Below are 19,771 nucleotides of genomic sequence, written 5' to 3'. Positions count from 1 at the left end.
AAGATGTCTATTTGGTTTAATATTTATTGATATTTTAAGAAAATATAATTGATTGGGACGGATTTCTGAAAAATATGTATATTTGCTACGAGCGAACGGAAATGTATTGAAAAACAAAGTAATAAGCACCGTTACCAAATCGTTACCTGACTTTTTTGATAATCTTTATAAAAGCTTAGTATTCAACCGATACAGCTTTTTCCTGAAAACTTTAAAATAAAAAACATTTTAATGCAAGTATTTAAATTTGGCGGAGCATCAGTAAAAGATGCGGACAGCATCCGAAATGTAGCAGATATTATAACTAAATATAAGGAGGATGAGTTGCTTGTGGTGGTTTCTGCACTTGGTAAAACCACCAATGCGCTGACCGAGGTTACCCAACATTTTGCGGACCAGACCGGGCAAGCATTTGACTTGTTGGAAAAGGTAAAAACAGCACATCAACAGATTCTGACAGCACTTTTCGGCGTATCGCATCATCCCATATTTGATGAAATTGCAAATTGCTTCGTAGAAATTGAATGGATACTGGAAGAAGAACCACAAGATGCATACGACTATCTGCATGATCAGATTGTTTCTGCCGGCGAAATTGTTTCTTCAAAAATCCTTGCTGCTTACTGTACCCACATTGGGTTGCCTATCAAATGGATAGATGCACGTGATTACATTTTTACGGACAACACCTATCGGGAAGCAGACGTTAACTGGCAAAAAACAGAAGATAAAATCCGCAGAGAATTACCAAGTATACTCGACAATCAAATCATTATCACACAAGGTTTTATCGGCTCTACCTCGGAAAACTTCACCACAACGCTGGGTCGCGAGGGATCCGATTATTCGGCAGCTATATTCGCAGCTTGCCTACAGGTTGATAATGTGACCATATGGAAAGATGTACCCGGTGTGCTCAATGCTGATCCAAAATGGTTTAATCCGACAGAACTCATTCCGGAATTATCCTATACCGACGCTATTGAGTTAACGTATTACGGGGCAACAGTTATCCATCCGAAGACAATTAAACCGTTACAGAACAAGAAAATCACGTTAAATGTACGCTCTTTTGTCGCTCCCGAGCAACCCGGAACACTGATTCGTACGACAAATGATGGACTGCCTATTCCTTCTTTTATTTTTAAAGTCAATCAGGTTTTTGTGAGTATACAGCCGCGGGATTTTTCTTTTATTGTAGAGGATAACTTAAGCCATATATTCAACCTCTTCCATAACCACCGTATCAAAATAAATATGATGCACAACAGCGCCATAAGCTTCTGTGTTAGTATTGATGATACCGGTGCTAATGTGGATGTCTTGCTCGAAGAATTGGAAAAACGCTATAAGGTAAGTGTTGAAAAGGGTTTGGAACTTATTACGATACGCTATTATAATCAAGAAACTATCGATCGGGTATTGGTGAATAAGGAAATTATCCGGGAGCTGAAAGATAGTTACACCTGCCAGTTACTAGTTAAGGAGTTAAGGAGCTAAAGGGTGAACGGAAACATTTTGTTAGCGGAAGTTCAGACGTTTATCCGACAGCATGCTGACATGGATGCAAGCCGGATTGCGTTGAAAAAAAGTCCATTTGAGGGCGTCTCATCGTCAGAACTTGCACAACAGATAACCGGCTGGCAAAAAGTGAGCAGTAAAATGCCGGAATGGCTAAAACAAGACAAAGCCTTATATTTCCCCGAAAAACTTAACCTGGAGCAGTGTTCCTCTGCCAAGACTGGAAAGTTCAAGGTTTCCCTTCTTTCACCAGACTGTACGGTGTTAGATTTGACGGGAGGGTTTGGTGTGGACAGCTATTTTTTTGCACGTTGTGCAAAAAAAGTAATACATTGTGAAATTAACCCCCAACTGTCGCAAATCGTAGCGCATAATTTTCTTGAATTAGCTATAGACAACGTACAATTTCACACGGGAGATGGCATCACTTTCTTAGCTTCATCACGTAAACGATATGATTATATTTATACTGATCCATCCCGTAGAGTAAAAAATCAAAAAGTTTTCCGGCTGGAAGATTGCGAACCTAATATACTCGCTTATCAATCCTTATTTTTTGAACATTCGGATACGCTCCTCACTAAATCAGCACCACTGCTCGATATCTCGGGGGCATTAAATGTACTGCCACATGTCAGAGAAGTATACGTCATCAGCATCGAAAACGATTGTAAGGAATTATTGTTTGTCCAGGAGAAATCTTTTCAAGGCATACCGACTATTCATGCCGTACGTCTATCGGCAGACAAATCGCAGACGTTCTCTTTTAATTATATACAAGAGAAGGAAACGGTACCAACATTGGGGAAACCGACAAACTTTCTATATGACCCTGATGTGGCCATTACCAAAGCGGGTGCTTTTAAATCTGTCGCTACCGCTTTCCATCTTCAGAAACTACATCAGCACAGCCATTTGTATAGCCACGATGATGTCATAGGTGATTTTCCTGGACGTGTCTTTCGTATACAACAGGTTGTTCCGTTTTCTATATTTAAAAAAAGTGTTGGTGTAGCGAAAGCCAATATCGTCACTAAAAATTTTCCTTTAAAAGTCGAACAGATCCGAAAGAAATTCAAAATTAAAGAGGGCGGAGAAGATTATTTATATTTTACGACACTATATGATGACCGGCTTGTGGTTGTGTATGCGAAGCGCATTTAAGACCATAGAAAAAGCCACGACCTATTAAAGAGCCGCGGCTTTCGCATTCGTTTACTTACTTAAATTTATTTCGTTTGATTTGCACGGATAATATTCAATGCTCCACCGGCTTTAAACCATTCAATCTGCTGTGCATTGTATGTATGATTAACCAAGATACTATCTTGTGTGCCATCAGCATGATGCAAGACAATAGTCAATGGTTTTCCAGGAGCAAACGTTGTTAAGCCAATGATGTCAATAGTATCATCCTCTTTAATTTTATCGTAATCGTCCTTATTGTCAAACGTTAAGCCCAACATACCTTGTTTCTTTAAGTTGGTTTCGTGAATACGGGCGAAAGATTTAACTAACACCGCACGCACACCTAGATGACGAGGCTCCATGGCCGCATGTTCACGAGAAGATCCTTCACCATAGTTTTCATCACCAACGACGATCGAACCAATACCTGCCGCTTTGTAGGCACGTTGTGTAGCTGGCACTGCCGCATATTCACCAGTCAATTGATTCTTCACAAAGTCTGTTTTATCGTTAAAGAAATTGACCGCTCCAATAAGCATATTGTTAGAAATATTATCCAAATGCCCTCGATATTTCAACCAAGGCCCTGCCATCGAAATATGGTCGGTCGTACATTTACCCTTGGCTTTTATTAACAGTTTCAATCCAGTAAGATCCGTACCTTCCCATGCAGCGAATGGTTCTAATAATTGAAGACGATCAGACGTAGGCGATACGTCCACTGTTACTGCCGAACCATCGGCTGCTGGCGCCTGATATCCTGGATCTTCCACATCAAAACCTTTTGACGGCAATTCATCACCTGTTGGTGGATCCAGTTTAACCTGCTCACCGTTTTTGTTAGTCAACGTATCCGTAACTGGGTTAAACCCTAGATTACCAGCGATAGCAATTGCGGCCACCATTTCCGGAGAAGTCACAAAGGCGTACGTATTTGGATTACCGTCAGCACGTTTTGCAAAGTTTCTGTTAAACGAGTGGACAATGGTATTTTTCTCTTGTCTATCAGCTCCAGCACGATCCCACATACCGATACAAGGGCCACAAGCGTTCGTAAAGATAGTAGCGTTTAAATCTTCAAACGTTTTTAGCAAACCGTCACGGTCTGCTGTATATCGTACCTGTTCCGAACCCGGGTTAATACCAAATTCCGCTTTTGTAACCAAGCCTTTATCAATAGCCTGTTTAGCAATTGAAGCGGCACGGGATAAATCCTCGTAAGAAGAGTTTGTACAGGAACCGATCAACCCCCATTCGACTTTTAAAGGCCAACCATTCTTTTCCGCTTCTTCGCGCATACGCGAAACCGGCGTATATAAATCCGGTGTAAACGGACCATTCAACGACGGTTCCAATTCAGACAAATTGATTTCAATTAACTGATCAAAATATTGCTCTGGATTCGCATATACTTCAGGATCGGCTGTTAGATGCTGTTTGATTGCATTTGCTGCATCAGCAACGTCAGCACGATCAGTGGCACGTAGATAACGTTCCATAGAAGCATCATAACCGAAAGTCGAAGTTGTTGCTCCAATCTCCGCCCCCATGTTACAAATGGTACCTTTACCTGTACATGATAAGGACTCTGCTCCTTCGCCAAAATACTCGACAATAGCACCTGTACCACCTTTTACCGTCAAAATACCGGCTACTTTTAGAATGACATCTTTTGGTGCAACCCATCCAGATAACTTACCGGTCAATTTAACACCGATTAGTTTTGGGAATTTAAGTTCCCATGGTAAACCAGCCATGACATCGCAAGCGTCAGCTCCGCCAACACCAATAGCCACCATACCTAAGCCTCCGGCATTCACTGTGTGTGAGTCCGTTCCAATCATCATTCCACCAGGGAAAGCATAGTTCTCCAACACCACTTGGTGGATAATACCTGCCCCTGGCTTCCAAAAGCCTATTCCATATTTATTGGATACAGAAGATAAAAAATTAAATACTTCTGAGCTTTCGTTTTTCGCTCGTGTCAAGTCCTGTTCCGCACCATCCCTTGCCTGGATTAAGTGGTCACAGTGAACAGTTGAAGGTACCGCTACTTTAGGGCGTCCGGCTTGCATAAACTGCAATAAAGCCATTTGTGCCGTAGCATCTTGCATGGCAACACGATCCGGTGCAAAATCTACATAAGAAGCTCCTCGCTCATAAGCTTCGGTTGCGGTTCCTGCCCATAAATGTGTATACAGAATTTTCTCCGCAAGCGTTAAAGGTTTATTAACCACTTGACGCGCAGCAGCAATGCGTTCGTCATATTGGCTATACACCTTCCTAATCATTTCAATGTCAAAAGCCATATTCTCTCTCTAAATAAATTCGTTTATTAACAATTTGATTTAGCGAAAGATACGAAAAAATGGTGTAAATATCAAATTGTCAAGAATGGAAAGCGAGCGTTGACCTACAAAAAAACAGCATCCGAAATCGATATGGATTTCGGATGCTGTCCGTACGATTGAAATTACCTACAACTAATGAACAAGTTGCTTGTTTGACGGTGTGAATTTAGTCAAATCGATATCGACTACAGCCGCTTTATATTCTTCAATTGTCGGAATTCTTCCCAAAATTGCCGATAACACGACAACCGGAGTTGAAGCCAACAAAGATTCTCCTTTTTTACGTTCCGAATCTTCGACTACACGACCTTGGAAAAGACGGGTTGACGTAGCCATTACCGTGTCACCTTTCTCCGCTTTTTCTTGGTTACCCATACAAAGATTGCAACCTGGACGTTCCAAATACATCATATTTTCATATTCTGTACGGGCGGCACCCTTTGGTGCAGCGTCGTTAAACTCAAATCCGGAATATTTTTCCAACAATGCCCAATCTCCTTCTTCTTTCAACTCATCAATAATATTATAAGTCGGAGCGGCTACAACCAAAGGTGCATTAAATTTCACTTCACCCTGCTGTTCTTCTATATTACGCAGCATTTTAGAAACAATTTTCAAATCACCTTTGTGTACCATACACGAGCCTACGAAACCAAGGTCCACTTTTTTATCACCACCGTAATACGTCAAATCACGTATCGTATCATGTGTATAGCGTTTCGAAACATCTTCGTTGTTGACATCCGGATCGGCAATCATTGGTTCATCGATGATATCCAAATCAATCACCACTTCAGCGTAATATTTTGCATCGGCATCTGGCTTCAAGGCTGGTTTTTCACTAGATTTGATTTCTTCAATACGTTTATTCGCTTTATTAATCAAGCCTTGGAGCACCGCGTTGTTGTTATCCATTCCCTTATCAATCATGATCTGGATTCTACGTTTCGCAATTTCCAATGACTCAATCAAGGTATCATCTTCCGAAATACAGATAGATGCTTTCGCTTTCATTTCTGCCGTCCAATCGGTAAACGTAAAGGCTTGGTCAGCGGGAAGTGTTCCGATATGAACTTCGATAACCCTTCCTTGGAATACGTTTTCACCACCAAATTGTTTAAGCATTTGGGCTTGTGTCGCGTGAACCACATCGCGGAAATCCATATAATCTTTCATCTCGCCTTTAAAGGTTACTTTAACAGATTCCGGAATCGGCATAGAAGCCTCACCGGTCGCTAAAGCCAACGCAACAGTTCCCGAGTCGGCACCAAAAGCTACCCCTTTAGACATCCTCGTATGGGAGTCACCACCGATGATGATTGCCCATTCGTCGACGGTAATGTCGTTCAACACTTTATGGATAACATCGGTCATCGCATGATATTCACCTTTCGGATCCCGCGCTGTAATCAACCCAAAATCGTTCATAAACTTCATTAATTTCGGGATGTTAGCCTGCGCTTTTTTATCCCAAACCGAAGCTGTATGGCAACCTGACTGATACGCTCCATCGACAATAGGTGATATGACAGTAGCTGCCATAGATTCCAATTCCTGGGCCGTCATCAAACCTGTTGTATCTTGCGAGCCAACGATGTTAACTTGTACGCGAACGTCTGAACCGGCATGCAAAACTTTATCTGCTGTGACACCAACAGCATTTTTGTTAAATATTTTTTCAACAGCTGTCAGCCCTTGTCCTTCGACGGTGATTTCCTTCGAAGCTGCAAATACCTGCGGAGCTTCTACCTCCAAAATTCTTGCTGCAAATGTCTGGATTTTTTTACCGAACACAATAGCATACGAACCTCCAGCTTTGATGAACTCCATTTTCTGAGGAGTTAATGATTTGGAAATATCAATCAACTCCTGATCACCGTTATATAATTTTTTTGTTTTCGTATTAATGGTCAATACGGTACCGGTAGCTACAGAATACACTTGTTCTAAAATCGGTTCACCTTTTTCGTTCAACACGGGTCTCCCATCGGCATCGATTTTTTTAACCCAGTTCTTCAAATCAATACCAATACCTCCGGTCACATCTACTGTCGTTAGAAAAATCGGCGAAATCCCATTTGTTCCTGCTACGATCGGCGCAATATTTACAAACGGCACATAAGGACTCGCTTGTTTACCCGTCCAGAGCGCAACATTATTGACTCCCGACATACGCGACGAACCTACGCCCATCGTCCCTTTTTCGGCAATTAACATCACACTTGCATTCGGATGTTTCGCTTGTAAGGCTTTGATTTCCACTTGCGCATGAAGCGACATCATACATTTTCCATGCAACTCACGGTCAGAACGTGAATGCGCCTGATTACCCGGAGATAATAAATCTGTAGAAATATCTCCCTCGGCAGCGATATAAGTAACAACGTTTATTTCTTCAGGCACTTCAGGTAACTCTGTAAAAAATTCCGCTTTTGCATAACTCTCCAAAATCTCTTTCGCAATAGCATTTCCACTTTCGTAAGCTGATTTTAAACGATCCGTATCCGCATCGTAAAGGAATACTTGTGTTTTCAAAACTTTTGCGGCTTCTTTGGCAATTGCAGCATCTTCACTTAAAGCTAGATCAAGCAATACTTCGATGGAAGGCCCACCCTTCATATGCGACAACAACTCAAATGCAAAAGCCGGCGTAATTTCTTCGACAAAAAACTGTCCAAGGATAATTTCCTTGAGAAATTTAGCCTTTACACCTGCAGCGGGCGTCGTTCCAGGCAAGGTATTGTACACAAAAAACTGAATTGAATCTTTCCGATATGGATTATTCGAATCTTTAATCTGTTCAATGATTTCACTTAACAATTCTGCTCCATCAATAGGTTTAGGATGAAGACCTTGTCCTTTTCTCTCTTCGATTTCCTGAATGTAATCGTTATATATACTCATAATGGTGTATTATCAAGCTAAAACCGTTTTGTTGTATAAATATGAACGGTTATTACTTTTTTATCAATAGGTTGCTCACGGAACAATTTACCGAAAAACAACACTCTTTTTTTTCAGCGCAAAAGTAAAAAAAAACAAACTTTATCGAGAAAATAAGCACCTGATTGCATAATTTGGAATTATTCTAAACTGAATAGATGCCACCAAAAACAATGAGGCTGATCACTTTGATAAACAATCTCATTATTGGAGTTTATAATTAAAGAAAATCTGTGGTTATACCGAACGCATAGTATAATCAACAGTCTTTAATTTTTTAATCGTTTCCAGAGGATCTGCCGCATTAAATACAAAGGAACCGGCTACCAATACATTTGCTCCGGCCTGCAACAGTGGGGCAGCATTTTGTAGGGTTACTCCCCCGTCAATCTCGATTAATAAACTATCGTTCACGCCTGCGGCTAAAGCTCTTAAAGCTTTCACCTTATCATAGGTACGTTCAATAAACTTCTGGCCTCCAAATCCAGGGTTCACCGACATGACTAACACTAAATCGATATCCCGAATGACATCCGCTAACAACGACACCGGCGTATGGGGATTTAAGGCGACACCGGCTTTACAACCTAGTTCCTTAATAGCTGCCAATGTGCGGTGAAGGTGTGTACAGGCTTCGTAATGCACGGTAATCATAGAAGCACCTGAATCCTTACAGTTTTTTAGATAACGATCTGGGTCTACAATCATCAAGTGTACATCTAATGGCTTAGTTGCGTATTTCGCAATCGCCTGCATAACCGGAAAGCCAAAAGAGATATTCGGCACAAAAACACCATCCATAATATCAATATGAAACCAATCCGCCTCACTATTGTTTATCATTTGGATATCATCATAAAGCTTCGCAAAATCAGCGGCCAGAACAGAGGGGGCTATCAGATGTTTTGTTATTGGCATGTTCTTTATATCTTTTTGCAAAGATACGGAAGTTTAAGGCTATTATGCGAGTAAATTAGTATTTAGTACATTTGTTGTAAATTATATTGGATAGCATAAAAACGACAAGCAAGTGGCTAAACTCAAGATCAATTATCTTCGCGACAAGAATCAAAACAATTCTTTTATAGTGAAATCTGCCATGATCATTTTGGCAATCATATTGATTTGTATTTTTTTACCTAAACAACCACGCTTTCGGTACGAATTTGAAAAAGGAAAAGTATGGAATCATGAGAACCTTGTATCTCCCTATAATTTTGCCATCTTAAAAACACAGGAGGAGCTTAATAAAGATAGAGAGCAGATTTTGAAGACCGTACAACCTATATACAATTTAAACAGTAGTGTCAGCAAAGAACAAATTGATCAATTTAATACGGATATTGCGGAGAAATGGCAAATAGCAAATATGGATTCCATATCTAATCAAGATAAAGAAACATACCAGTCTGTCGGAAATGCCCTTCTTAGTTACGTTTACAATAGAGGTATTATCTCGTTGAATAACCGTTATCAAAACAAGGGGCTGAACGCGGAACAGGTGGACCAAGCCCAAAGCCAGTATAATTTCACACTACTTCAAGATAATGTTGCCCAACAGAAAAATACGGCAGATATTTTCACCATCGAATCGGCTAACCAGTATATCGAAAGCAACCTTTCCAGAAATAACAAAATAGATCAGAAGAGCTGGCTGGCAGAGACGCTCAAAAATTACGTTACGATTAATTACATTTTTCATGAAAATCTAACAAACAAAGCGGAACAGAATGCGTTGGCCAATATTTCTACTACCCGTGGAATGGTACAAAAAGGAGAACTTATCGCAGAAAAAGATAAAATCATCAGTAATGAAACTTACCAGAAATTGACTTCTTTACGTAAGGTTTTTGAGGATGAAGCGCGCATTAGCGGTAATCAGGGATACGTTATGCTTGGCCACTTTGTCGTCATCTCCATGTGTGTATCCCTTTTAATGGTCTTCTTGTATTTTTTCCGATCAACTATCTTTGATAGTAACAGGTTGCTATTTATTATTTTAATCGTCATTATATCCATGCTTGGTGTGCTCTCATGGGCCATCAACATGAAAATCCCTAACCTTTATTACATCCCCTACTGTAGTGTTCCAATTATCTTTAGGGTGTTGTTCGACACACGTGTAGCCCTGAACATCCATTTGCTCATGGTATTGCTAGCCGCCCTATTTGTACCAAATAGCTTTGAGTTCGTGTTTTTACAGTTTATGACCGGTATGGTGGCTATTTACAGCATCAGAACACTCGTCAAACGGGAACAGTTTTTAGTATCATCGCTTATCATTCTAGGGACTTATATCATCGCTTATGTGGGTTTAGTGTTAACACGTAACGGATCTATAAGCACTATTTACTGGACAGACATTATACCTTTCGTTGTTAGCGTCGGATTAACGCTCCTCGCCTATCCATTAATATATGCATTCGAGCGCTTATTTGGCATCGTCTCCGATCTGACGTTAATGGAATTGACCAATAGTAATTCCCGTTTGTTACGGGAACTTTCCTTAAAAGCGCCTGGAACTTTTCAGCATTCCTTACAGGTTGCTAATCTTGCAGAAGCAGCTATCTATAAAATTGGTGGAAATCCGTTGTTAATTCGTGCAGGAGCATTATATCACGATATCGGGAAAATGTCGAATCCTTTGTTTTTCATCGAAAACCAAAAAACAGACATCAACCCCCACGCGGAGCTTACACCGGAACAATCTGCTCAAATTATTATATCGCACGTGCATAAAGGCATTGAAATGGCGAAGAAAAACCAACTGCCAGATGTTATTATTGATTTTATACGCACACACCACGGCACAACGAAAGTCGATTATTTCTATAATATGGCCGTCAAGAACAATCCAGACAAATTGGTAGACGAAAGCATCTTCAAATATCCAGGCCCGGTACCTTTTTCTAAAGAGACTGCCGTACTCATGATTGCAGATTCGGTAGAAGCTGCTTCAAGAGCGTTGAAAGAGCCTACCGAGGAGTCTATCAATAACTTGGTAGATAAGATTGTGGATTACAAAATTGCTCAACGGCAGTTTATTAATTCTGATATTACGATGCGTGATATTACCGAAGTTTCGGATATTTTTAAATCGATGCTAAAGAGCATTTATCACGTACGGATTGACTATGATGTCAACAAGAAAACTGCTCTTGCAACGCCTAATACAAAAAATTAAATTGAGTGTCAGATGTTTATTCGTTTTTAGTAAAAAAACGGGTTTAAAGCTTTGTGGATTGAAATATTTGCGTTATGTTTGCACTACTCAAATAAAGGAGAGGTGCCTGAGTGGCCGAAAGGAACAGTTTGCTAAACTGTCGTACTGGAAACGGTACCGCGGGTTCGAATCCCGCTCTCTCCGCAAGGTAAAAGTTCATCCAAAAGATGGACTTTTACTTTTATAGCGTTTAGGGATTAGAATCTGCAGGGTTCGATCCGAAGGAAGTTACAGCAGATAAGATGAATAAGGATTTGATTTTACGGGAAAAATTAGCTTTGCAACGAACAATTCTAGCCAATCAATCCACTTTATTGGCTTTTATACGCACTTCCATGTATTTTTTGGTTGCGGGCATAAGTATAAATAATTTGACTACGGTAGAATACGGACGAATTATTGAAAATATATTTATCGGTATTTCGGCCATCTTGATTGCTATCGGATTATTTAACTACTTTACCCACAAAAAGAAAATTGCGGAGAGCAACAATCATATCGGTGATTACAAGATAGAGTATCTGAACAAAAAATAATAGTTCGTTTAATTTCGCGGAATTACCAATTCCAAAACCTCTCCCGGTAAACCATCAAAATCCGTAAATTCCTTAGAAACAAAACCATTGTTAACTAGGATTTTTCTAGATGGGATATTTTTGGGGTCTATGATGGCAAACAACTTTTTAATAAAGACATGTTTCCTCGCTGCTCCGATTAGCTGATAGGCAACCTCACTTGCAATCCCCTTTCCCCAATATTTAGGTAGAAGCATATATCCCAACTCGGCCTTATTACTATCGGGTGCCTCTATTTCCAATTTTCCAACCCCTATAAAATTATCGGATTTTTCCTCCATGATTTTAAAATGTCCAAAATCACTATGAAACTGATTTTCCAACATCCGCTTCTCGTAATCCGATTTTGCTTCTTCTAGCGGAATAGCCCGCTCTGTAATCATCGCCATTACCTCTTCATTACCAACCAAATCGAAATATATCGGAAAATCAGCAGGAATTAGTTTTTCTAACCGAAATTTTATAGCCATTTGTTGCTTCAGCACTCGTTTCTTGATTTATATTTAATAGGGCAAGATATAAAAAATTCGCCGGTTTGACCTTTTTTACCTAGATTTAAAAGATAAACCGAATGAGCGTATGAAGAGAGTACTTTCAATAGACGGCGGCGGTATCCGAGGTATCATTCCAGGAATGTTTTTGGTAGCGTTAGAAGAAAAAATACAACAGGCAACTAATAATCCCAAAGCGCATTTAACCGACTATTTTGATTTTTTTGCAGGTACAAGCACCGGCGGAATCCTTTTATCTATATTATTATGCCCGGATGATAGCGATCAGAAAAAACAAAAGTATACCGCGAAGGATGCACTGGATATTTATGTAGACCACGGTACAGAAATATTTTCTGCTTCAACTTGGCGTCGTTTTCTGAGCAAATTCGGTTTGTTAAGCGAACTTTACGATGAGACGATATTGGAAAATGTTTTGAAAAGTTATTTTGGAGATAAAAGGCTTAGTGAACTGCTCAAGCCTTGCATTATCACTGCATATAATATTGAATTACGTAAAAATCATCTTTTCCGACAACAAAAGGCCATCTCGCATGGTGACTCGCGCGACTTTTACATACGAGATGCCTGTCGTGCGACGTCCGCTGCGCCTACGTATTTCTCGGTGGCAGAGATATTTTCTCTCGCTGAAACGCGCTATCCCTTAGTTGATGGCGGTGTCTTTGCCCACAACCCTTCCCTATCCGCTCTTTTAGAGGTCATTAAAAGCTATAATACGTATAAAATAAATGATATTTGGATTCTTTCTTTGGGAACCGGCTTGTCAAAAATATCGTATAATTACGAAGATTTCAAAAAGAAGTGGGCTATCTCCATCGGACCTGCATTAGTCGATATCATGAGCAGTAGCTCTGCGGAAAGTACAGACTATTACTTAAAACAATTGTTCCGGTCTGTTAACAAATCGAGTAATTATATCCGTATAGAACCTAGTAGTCTCTCCTCTGTCAACCCATCCATGGATTCTGCTTCTCCGTCTAATATCCAAAAACTGATCTCGTTAGGGGATAAATTAATCAGTGAACATGAAGAACGGATGAATCAAATAGTCGCTGAAATCATACAGGACAAAAAAAATAACTCGGATCGATCCGTATGGAATTTTTTAAAAAATTAAGTCCTAATTTCCTCTATAAAAATAGCCATTGATGGCAGAGGAGAACGAAATAAATTCATTTTATATTATGCGCAATTAAATTGCATATAAAAATGAATTTATTTAGGTTTACGCAGCAAAAAAACACGTATGGCACTAAATTACATTTGGGTCTCTTTTTTCTTAATAACATTTCTAGTTGCTATCGTTAAGCTTATTGGCGGCGATACCGAGGTTTTCCAAAATATTGTGAATTCTCTCTTTGAAAGCGCAGCTAATGGTGCCACCATATCTCTCGGTTTAATCGGTATGATGACGTTTGCACTAGGGATTATGAAAATAGGAGAAAAAGGAGGTATGATTAATATCTTTGCTAAAGCCGTCGGGCCTTTTTTTAACCGGCTTTTTCCCGAAATTCCTAAAAACCATCCCGCATTGGGTTCCATACTGATGAATTTTTCGGCCAATGCTTTAGGTCTGGACAATGCCGCTACGCCATTAGGATTAAAAGCAATGAAGGAACTACAGGAACTTAATCCCCAGAAAGATACCGCCAGCAACGCGCAGATTATGTTTATTGTATTAAATGCATCAAGTCTAACGTTGCTACCTATTTCTATTATGGCCTATAGACAAGAAGCCGGCGCTGCACAACCCTCCGACATCTTTTTACCTATTCTTATTGCGACTTTCTTTTCGACACTAGCCGCACTTGTTATGGTTGCCATTTACCAAAAAATTAACCTCTTTCATAAAACGATTATCCTCTATTTGGGTGGATTGCTTGTTTTGGTAGGCAGTGCATTATATTATTTCAGCACATTAGCACCTGCGGAAATTGATGTGATATCCCGCGTATTCGGTAATCTCGTTTTATTTAGCATCTTTGTTTCATTCATTGCCCTAGCTTTATTTAAACGTATCAACGTATATGATGCCTTTATCGAAGGCGCAAAAGAGGGATTCGAAGTGGCCGTGAAAATTATCCCCTATCTGGTAGCCATTTTAGTGGGTATAGCGGTGTTTCGAGCTTCTGGCACGATGGATTATTTGGTACAGGGCATCTCTTCGCTCATCGCATTAGTAGGAATAGACACTTCTTTTGTAGAAGCATTGCCCGTCGCATTCATGAAACCATTGAGTGGTTCGGGTGCGCGGGGACTGATGGTAGAACTGATGGCAACAAAAGGTGCTGATGATTTTGCTGCCCGTGTGGCGTGTGTAATACAGGGTTCTACCGAAACTACATTTTACGTGTTGGCTGTTTATTTTGGATCGGTAGCGATCAAAAAGACACGACATGCATTACCTTGTGCGCTTTTAGCGGAACTTGTTGGTATTATCGCCGCTATTATTGTAGCTTATATTTTCTTTGGATAGCCCAATATTTTTAACTATCTTAAAGTGCTAAAGAAAACACTAAAACAAAATTTAAATAGATGAAGAAAACAATTGCATTAATTGCACACGACGGAAAGAAAGCAGACATGGTGGCATTTGTAAAAGACCATATTGAATTTCTTCAGGAAGCGCACATCATTGCGACAGGTACTACTGGATCCTACATAGCAAAAACGGGGTTAGAAGTGGAGCTCAAACTAAGTGGTCCTAAAGGAGGTGATGCACAGATCGCTGCACTAACGGCGGAAGGCAAAGTCGACGGAATCATATTCTTCCGGGATCCATTAGGTAAACACGTTCATGAACCTGATATTCAAATGTTGATGCGGATATCTGATTTATATAATGTACCATTAGCTACAAATCCAGCAACCGGAAGCCTAATTATTGAAGGATTATTTACCTAAACAATCAGCGGGGACATATGACTAAAAGCGTTATTACAAAAATTGGAAAAGATCCATACAAAACAGAAATTCATATACAGCCCCACGTGCTTATTGCCGATGAACCAAAAGACTTGGGCGGTCAGGATTTAGGACCGGCACCAGGGGAACTCCTGTTATCATCCCTCGGTAGCTGTAAAGCGATTACGATGCGTATGTATGCCGATCGAAAAAAATGGGATGTAGATGCTATCGAAATTTCCTTATCCGTCAGTAAACAGAAGGGTGAGTTACAGGAAACTAATTTTATCAAGTGTCATATCCGTCTGGATGGCAATCTCGATGAAACGCAAAGACAGCGCCTGTTGAAAATTGCCGACAAATGTCCGATACATAAAATATTAAGTAATCCTATTGTCATACAAAGCAATTTAATATAATTTTTTATAATGTATTCGTGAATGCGAAGCATTTTATCTATGTTTGCCGACATTCAAAATTTAAATAAATGTCTTCAACTAACAACAGCGAGGTTGATACACCATTTCAGTTATTTGACAGGACGGAATGGAAAAATTTAAACGGCCATTTTTCACATCACCTTGCGGGGGAGGATGTGAAAAATTTACGGGCTTTAAATGAACCCCTCACTGTTACCGAAATTGAAGAAATATATTTCCCGTTAGCACACTTGTTGGGTATTTTGATTAAGCGTACAAAAGACCAGCATGCTGCTGTAAATAATTTTCTAAACAAGGCTACGAATAGCCTTCCTTTTATCATAGGGATAGCTGGATCTGTAGCTGCAGGAAAAAGTACAACCGCACGTGTGCTACAGAAAGTGCTCTCCATGCTTCCAAACAAACCCAAAGTGGAGCTGGTAACAACAGACGGTTTTCTGTACCCTAACAAAATTTTAGCAGAACGGAATATACGTAAAGGCTTTCCGGAGAGTTACGACACCAAACTATTACTGAGTTTTCTTGCATCGATGAAATCTGGGCTTCCCCAGTTTGAAGTACCTGTTTATTCACATTTGGAATACGATGTCATTCCGCACGAAAGCCAAATCATAGCACAACCGGATATACTTATTGTGGAAGGGATAAATGTATTGCAGGTTAACTCATCTACTGGAAACAGCGTTTTCGTTTCAGATTATTTTGATTATTCTATTTATGTCGATGCCGATGAGAAGGATTTAATAAATTGGTATATTAATAGATTTGAATCTTTACGTGCAACATCTTTCCAAAATCCGGCCTCCTATTTTCATCGTTATGCCAATCTAGATAAAGAAGAAAGTATTGCCATGGCTACAACTATCTGGAATACCATTAACCTCCCAAACCTGCATAAGAACATATTACCTACCCGCTACCGCGCGGATTTAATTCTGGAAAAAGGATCTCATCATTTTGTTAAACAAATAAAGGTTCGTAAAATATAGCTTAAGCCTCTACATCATAGTCCCTCTTAAACTTCAGAACCTCTTTAAACACTTCATTTTCTACTTGTTTATGTACTTTGTTACTACTGCTTTTTGCATGCATTTCCATCTTGTATTTAGCATAATCTTTCCCTATTTCAACGACTTTAAGCTGTAAATCATCTTCTCCGGTTAGATAAGGATGATTTGCCAGAAGCGCTTGTATGCTTTTTTCCAACTTATCCACTTCCACTGCAGCCTGTAGCGGCAATTCAAATTTCACCAAAAAAAGCGTCGAGCGATGTGCAGACAAGTTGATTATCGGAGACGTAAAAACCATGTTGTTAGGTACCATGACCATATCGTCATCTTCATTTTGTATAATCAGACTAGAAAAATTGATATCGACAATACGCCCTTTATGTTCGCCAACCTTTACCCTATCGCCTACCGACAGCTGATCCGAAAACATAATAAACAATCCCGATATCAAGTTGGTAATATATTCCCGAAATGTAACCGCTATTGCCATTGCCACAATGGTTAAGCTAGTAACAAACTCTCGCGGGTCTATACCAAAAGCAATCATAAAACTGATCAACGCTACAGATGTGTTGAGTACTACCGTAAGCCGATTAATACCCAACACGAAATTACCACGTACTATGCGCTTTTCATGCCTCTTATTATATATGGTTATAATGATATACCGACCTATAGAAAACAATATGCTGGCTGTCAAAAACAGATTAAGTCCATCGGACACTTTATTCAGCCGAGGATGTTGCTCATAAAAATCGCCGGAATACCAAAACGAGGCATATAATAAAATCCATAAAACCAGCTTCACTAAAAATGGTATGGGATTGGTATCTTTCTTTTCTTCTGTCATGATCATAAAATGTCCTAAATTATCACTTTTCCACTGATATTCCAATACAATTGTGTCTCGGCAAAAAGAGTGCTGGTTTATTAGGAAGTATAGCTTTTTTCGTTCTTATTTCTGAAAAAGCATAAAATAAGCTAACTTAGCGAGCTGAAATGCGCTAGACACATATAATTATGCAAACAACATTTGATTTTGAAAAGCCTATTGCAGACTTGCAAACCCAAATAGAAAAGGTCTTACAAGTGCAGGAAAAGACCAAGGTAGATATGAGTGCTACTGTTAATGAACTAGCGGAAAAGCTCGAACACACCAAACAAGATATTTATGCCAACCTGACCGGCTGGCAAAAGGTTCAGATGTCCCGTCATCCAGACCGTCCGCAGACTTTCGATTACATTGAGATGATCTGCGATGAATTTATCGAACTCCATGGCGACCGTACGGTACGGGACGACAAAGCTATTATTGGTGGATTTGCTTCTATTAACGGCCAATCCGTGATGGTAATTGGACACCAAAAAGGAAAAAACACTAAAGAACGTCAATACCGAAATTTTGGAATGGCCAACCCTGAAGGATATCGAAAAGCACTTCGATTGATGAAGATGGCAGAGAAATTTAATAAACCGGTAGTAACATTAATCGATACCATGGGGGCTTATCCTGGCCTGGAAGCAGAGGAACGTGGACAAGGCGAAGCTATCGCTCGCAATCTCTTGGAAATGTCTGTGCTTAAAGTACCTGTTATCTGTATTGTTATTGGAGAAGGTGCTTCTGGTGGTGCACTAGGAATTGGCGTGGGAGATCGTGTTTACATGATGCAAAACACCTGGTATTCGGTTATCTCGCCAGAGTCTTGTTCTTCTATTCTCTACAGGAGTTGGGATCAGAAAGAAAAAGCAGCAGAATCCCTTAAACTGACAGCAGAAGATATGCTGAAAAATGGATTAATTGACGGTATCATTGGTGAGCCTATGGGTGGCGCACATCAAGATCCAGCCTTGGCAGCTGAAAACCTAAAAGCAAAGATATTAAGCGACCTTACTGAACTAACGCGAAAAGATGCCGATAGCCTTGTGGCGGAGCGCATCGATAAGTTTAGTAAAATGGGGGTTGTTGTAGAATAAAACAATTAGTACCGAAACGGATAATCGCTTATAAATTCAAACTTATAATCCGTTGTGGTTTGAATAGTATCGATCAACGAGGACAGCAATTGCTGTCCTTTTTTGCTCTGGAACATATCATCGTGCATCAGCAACACAACATTATTCGGCTCCATAGACGACTTGTTATTCATATAATTCCGAATACGTGTATATATTTCCTCAACGGATTGTACAGGTTTACCCGAAGCACTATGAATTCTCCATTCCACATCCCATCCATAAATCTTGTATCCGTTCGTATACAACATATCCGCTGTACTGGCACCACTTTTTAGATCTATCCGCCTTATGTCATCATAAATCCAGATATTACGCCCCGGCAAACGCACTATTTTATGCTTCAATTCCAAATCCAATTCATTTTTCTCAAAATCTTCATACGCACTAACTGGATTGCTATAAAAGGTATTAAATCTATTGCCGGCATGGGTATAGCTATGATTATAGCATTCTACCAAAGTGTTATCCTTATACCGCTGAAGATCTTTCTTCAGTCGTTTCGACATATTGGCATGCCTACCGACTAAAAATGCGTTAATTTTAATATTTTTTGCTTTTGAAATAGAATCAATTGCCGAACTCCCTATCAAGGGACCATCATCAAAGGTAAAATAAACATGTTTAGGAAGTTTATCTAATTCTTGCGTTACGGAGTCCCGAACACGGCGACGCTCCAGTCTTACAAATCTTGCCAGCGAATCTTTGCTGATAGGGTTCAACGTATCCACTACCGGAACCTGAACAGGATTTCGCCATCGTTCGGTTAAATATCCTTTCTCTTTCTGTACAGCCGTATCTTTCACGACCGACGTGCTGTCTATCACGAAAGAGCTATCAACCACTACCGTATCTGTTAATGAACTTGCTGCTTTTGTGTTCATGCTCCCCTGACATCCCACAAACGATATTGCTGCACCTATGACAGCCCCCAAACTTAGGATGGGTTTTATCGCCTTCACCATACGCTATTTCCAATTATAAATTTGATTCGAAATTAAAAAATTTTTATTGATTAAACTTAAAAAAGGATATATTTCAAATTAGGTAGCTTCCAGAGATATCCATTCCCCACACCCAGCGTTAATATA

16 protein-coding genes and 1 tRNA gene are annotated in these 19,771 nt (G+C 39.8%); 11 read left to right on the top strand and 6 right to left on the bottom strand.

Annotated elements, in window-relative coordinates:
* The first annotated feature begins 231 nt into the window (after positions 1-231).
* Both H8B06_RS19710 and H8B06_RS19705 read left to right on the top strand, forming a co-directional pair.
* Positions 232-1,500 (top strand): aspartate kinase, encoded by a 1,269-nt coding sequence (locus tag H8B06_RS19710; protein ID WP_190995907.1) that lies wholly within the window; start codon positions 232-234, stop codon positions 1,498-1,500.
* 3 nt (positions 1,501-1,503) lie between these two features.
* Positions 1,504-2,685 (top strand): class I SAM-dependent methyltransferase, encoded by a 1,182-nt coding sequence (locus tag H8B06_RS19705; protein ID WP_190995906.1) that lies wholly within the window; start codon positions 1,504-1,506, stop codon positions 2,683-2,685.
* Between the two features lie 65 nt (positions 2,686-2,750).
* Here H8B06_RS19705 and H8B06_RS19700 read toward each other — a convergent pair whose 3' ends face one another.
* The 3 genes from H8B06_RS19700 to rpe form a co-directional block, all read right to left on the bottom strand.
* A complete protein-coding gene (locus tag H8B06_RS19700; RefSeq protein ID WP_190995905.1) occupies positions 2,751-5,018 on the bottom strand; it encodes an aconitate hydratase in 2,268 nt (755 codons plus the stop codon).
* Positions 5,019-5,192: 174 nt separating this feature from the next.
* Positions 5,193-7,964: a bifunctional aconitate hydratase 2/2-methylisocitrate dehydratase gene (locus tag H8B06_RS19695; RefSeq protein WP_190995904.1), complete on the bottom strand. Its 2,772-nt coding sequence runs from the start codon at positions 7,962-7,964 to the stop codon at positions 5,193-5,195.
* A 276-nt stretch (positions 7,965-8,240) separates the two neighbouring features.
* Complete coding sequence (rpe, locus tag H8B06_RS19690; RefSeq protein ID WP_190995903.1) at positions 8,241-8,921, bottom strand: ribulose-phosphate 3-epimerase; 681 nt, start codon at positions 8,919-8,921, stop codon at positions 8,241-8,243.
* A gap of 112 nt (positions 8,922-9,033) precedes the next feature.
* Here rpe and H8B06_RS19685 point away from each other — a divergent pair, with 112 nt between their 5' ends.
* The 3 genes from H8B06_RS19685 (at position 9,034) to H8B06_RS19675 (ending at position 11,762) form a co-directional block, all read left to right on the top strand.
* Positions 9,034-11,187 (top strand): HD family phosphohydrolase, encoded by a 2,154-nt coding sequence (locus H8B06_RS19685; protein ID WP_190995902.1) that lies wholly within the window; start codon positions 9,034-9,036, stop codon positions 11,185-11,187.
* Positions 11,188-11,283: 96 nt separating this feature from the next.
* A tRNA-Ser gene (locus H8B06_RS19680) sits at positions 11,284-11,370 on the top strand.
* 98 nt (positions 11,371-11,468) lie between these two features.
* Positions 11,469-11,762, top strand: coding sequence for a DUF202 domain-containing protein (locus H8B06_RS19675; protein WP_130140074.1), 294 nt, complete (start codon positions 11,469-11,471; stop codon positions 11,760-11,762).
* A gap of 8 nt (positions 11,763-11,770) precedes the next feature.
* Here the strand turns inward: H8B06_RS19675 and H8B06_RS19670 are convergent, their stop codons facing one another.
* The gene (locus tag H8B06_RS19670; RefSeq protein ID WP_190995901.1) at positions 11,771-12,271 is read right to left on the bottom strand and encodes a GNAT family N-acetyltransferase; all 501 of its coding nucleotides are present in this window, start codon (positions 12,269-12,271) and stop codon (positions 11,771-11,773) included.
* A gap of 109 nt (positions 12,272-12,380) precedes the next feature.
* Between H8B06_RS19670 and H8B06_RS19665 the strand changes: the two genes are divergently transcribed.
* The 5 genes from H8B06_RS19665 to coaA all read left to right on the top strand — a co-directional run bounded on the left by H8B06_RS19665 (position 12,381) and on the right by coaA (position 16,646).
* Positions 12,381-13,430 (top strand): patatin-like phospholipase family protein, encoded by a 1,050-nt coding sequence (locus tag H8B06_RS19665; RefSeq protein ID WP_190995900.1) that lies wholly within the window; start codon positions 12,381-12,383, stop codon positions 13,428-13,430.
* 129 nt (positions 13,431-13,559) lie between these two features.
* A complete protein-coding gene (locus H8B06_RS19660; RefSeq protein ID WP_130140072.1) occupies positions 13,560-14,789 on the top strand; it encodes a nucleoside recognition domain-containing protein in 1,230 nt (409 codons plus the stop codon).
* Positions 14,790-14,848: 59 nt separating this feature from the next.
* Positions 14,849-15,217 (top strand): methylglyoxal synthase, encoded by a 369-nt coding sequence (locus H8B06_RS19655; RefSeq protein ID WP_130140071.1) that lies wholly within the window; start codon positions 14,849-14,851, stop codon positions 15,215-15,217.
* 17 nt (positions 15,218-15,234) lie between these two features.
* Positions 15,235-15,636 carry an OsmC family protein gene (locus tag H8B06_RS19650; protein WP_190995899.1) on the top strand — a complete coding sequence of 134 codons (402 nt, stop codon included), beginning with the start codon at positions 15,235-15,237 and terminating at the stop codon, positions 15,634-15,636.
* A gap of 68 nt (positions 15,637-15,704) precedes the next feature.
* Entirely contained in the window at positions 15,705-16,646 is a 942-nt protein-coding gene (gene coaA / locus H8B06_RS19645) for a type I pantothenate kinase (RefSeq protein ID WP_190995898.1), read from the top strand.
* 1 nt (position 16,647) lies between these two features.
* Here the strand turns inward: coaA and H8B06_RS19640 are convergent, their stop codons facing one another.
* Positions 16,648-17,523, bottom strand: coding sequence for a mechanosensitive ion channel family protein (locus H8B06_RS19640; protein ID WP_223857806.1), 876 nt, complete (start codon positions 17,521-17,523; stop codon positions 16,648-16,650).
* Positions 17,524-17,687: 164 nt separating this feature from the next.
* Here H8B06_RS19640 and H8B06_RS19635 point away from each other — a divergent pair, with 164 nt between their 5' ends.
* The gene (locus H8B06_RS19635; RefSeq protein WP_190995897.1) at positions 17,688-18,641 is read left to right on the top strand and encodes an acetyl-CoA carboxylase carboxyltransferase subunit alpha; all 954 of its coding nucleotides are present in this window, start codon (positions 17,688-17,690) and stop codon (positions 18,639-18,641) included.
* A 5-nt stretch (positions 18,642-18,646) separates the two neighbouring features.
* Here the strand turns inward: H8B06_RS19635 and H8B06_RS19630 are convergent, their stop codons facing one another.
* On the bottom strand, positions 18,647-19,645 hold the full coding sequence (locus H8B06_RS19630) for a polysaccharide deacetylase family protein (protein ID WP_223857805.1): 999 nt from the start codon (positions 19,643-19,645) through the stop codon (positions 18,647-18,649).
* Positions 19,646-19,771 lie beyond the last annotated feature (126 nt).

Source organism: Sphingobacterium micropteri (assembly GCF_014692515.1).
Lineage (GTDB): Bacteria > Bacteroidota > Bacteroidia > Sphingobacteriales > Sphingobacteriaceae > Sphingobacterium > Sphingobacterium micropteri.
This window is presented reverse-complemented; position numbering and strand designations above follow the sequence as displayed.

Excerpts from the sequence above, each read along its gene's own strand:
- H8B06_RS19640 (WP_223857806.1), bottom strand. The coding sequence starts at position 17,523 with ATGATCATGACAGAAGAAAAGAAAGATACCAATCCCATACCATTTTTA.
- H8B06_RS19655 (WP_130140071.1), top strand. The coding sequence starts at position 14,849 with ATGAAGAAAACAATTGCATTAATTGCACACGACGGAAAGAAAGCAGAC.
- H8B06_RS19660 (WP_130140072.1), top strand. The coding sequence starts at position 13,560 with ATGGCACTAAATTACATTTGGGTCTCTTTTTTCTTAATAACATTTCTA.
- H8B06_RS19675 (WP_130140074.1), top strand. The coding sequence starts at position 11,469 with ATGAATAAGGATTTGATTTTACGGGAAAAATTAGCTTTGCAACGAACA.
- H8B06_RS19700 (WP_190995905.1), bottom strand. The coding sequence starts at position 5,018 with ATGGCTTTTGACATTGAAATGATTAGGAAGGTGTATAGCCAATATGAC.
- H8B06_RS19650 (WP_190995899.1), top strand. The coding sequence starts at position 15,235 with ATGACTAAAAGCGTTATTACAAAAATTGGAAAAGATCCATACAAAACA.
- H8B06_RS19630 (WP_223857805.1), bottom strand. The coding sequence starts at position 19,645 with ATGGTGAAGGCGATAAAACCCATCCTAAGTTTGGGGGCTGTCATAGGT.
- H8B06_RS19695 (WP_190995904.1), bottom strand. The coding sequence starts at position 7,964 with ATGAGTATATATAACGATTACATTCAGGAAATCGAAGAGAGAAAAGGA.
- H8B06_RS19670 (WP_190995901.1), bottom strand. The coding sequence starts at position 12,271 with ATGGCTATAAAATTTCGGTTAGAAAAACTAATTCCTGCTGATTTTCCG.
- H8B06_RS19635 (WP_190995897.1), top strand. The coding sequence starts at position 17,688 with ATGCAAACAACATTTGATTTTGAAAAGCCTATTGCAGACTTGCAAACC.
- H8B06_RS19665 (WP_190995900.1), top strand. The coding sequence starts at position 12,381 with ATGAAGAGAGTACTTTCAATAGACGGCGGCGGTATCCGAGGTATCATT.
- rpe (WP_190995903.1), bottom strand. The coding sequence starts at position 8,921 with ATGCCAATAACAAAACATCTGATAGCCCCCTCTGTTCTGGCCGCTGAT.
- H8B06_RS19710 (WP_190995907.1), top strand. The coding sequence starts at position 232 with ATGCAAGTATTTAAATTTGGCGGAGCATCAGTAAAAGATGCGGACAGC.
- coaA (WP_190995898.1), top strand. The coding sequence starts at position 15,705 with ATGTCTTCAACTAACAACAGCGAGGTTGATACACCATTTCAGTTATTT.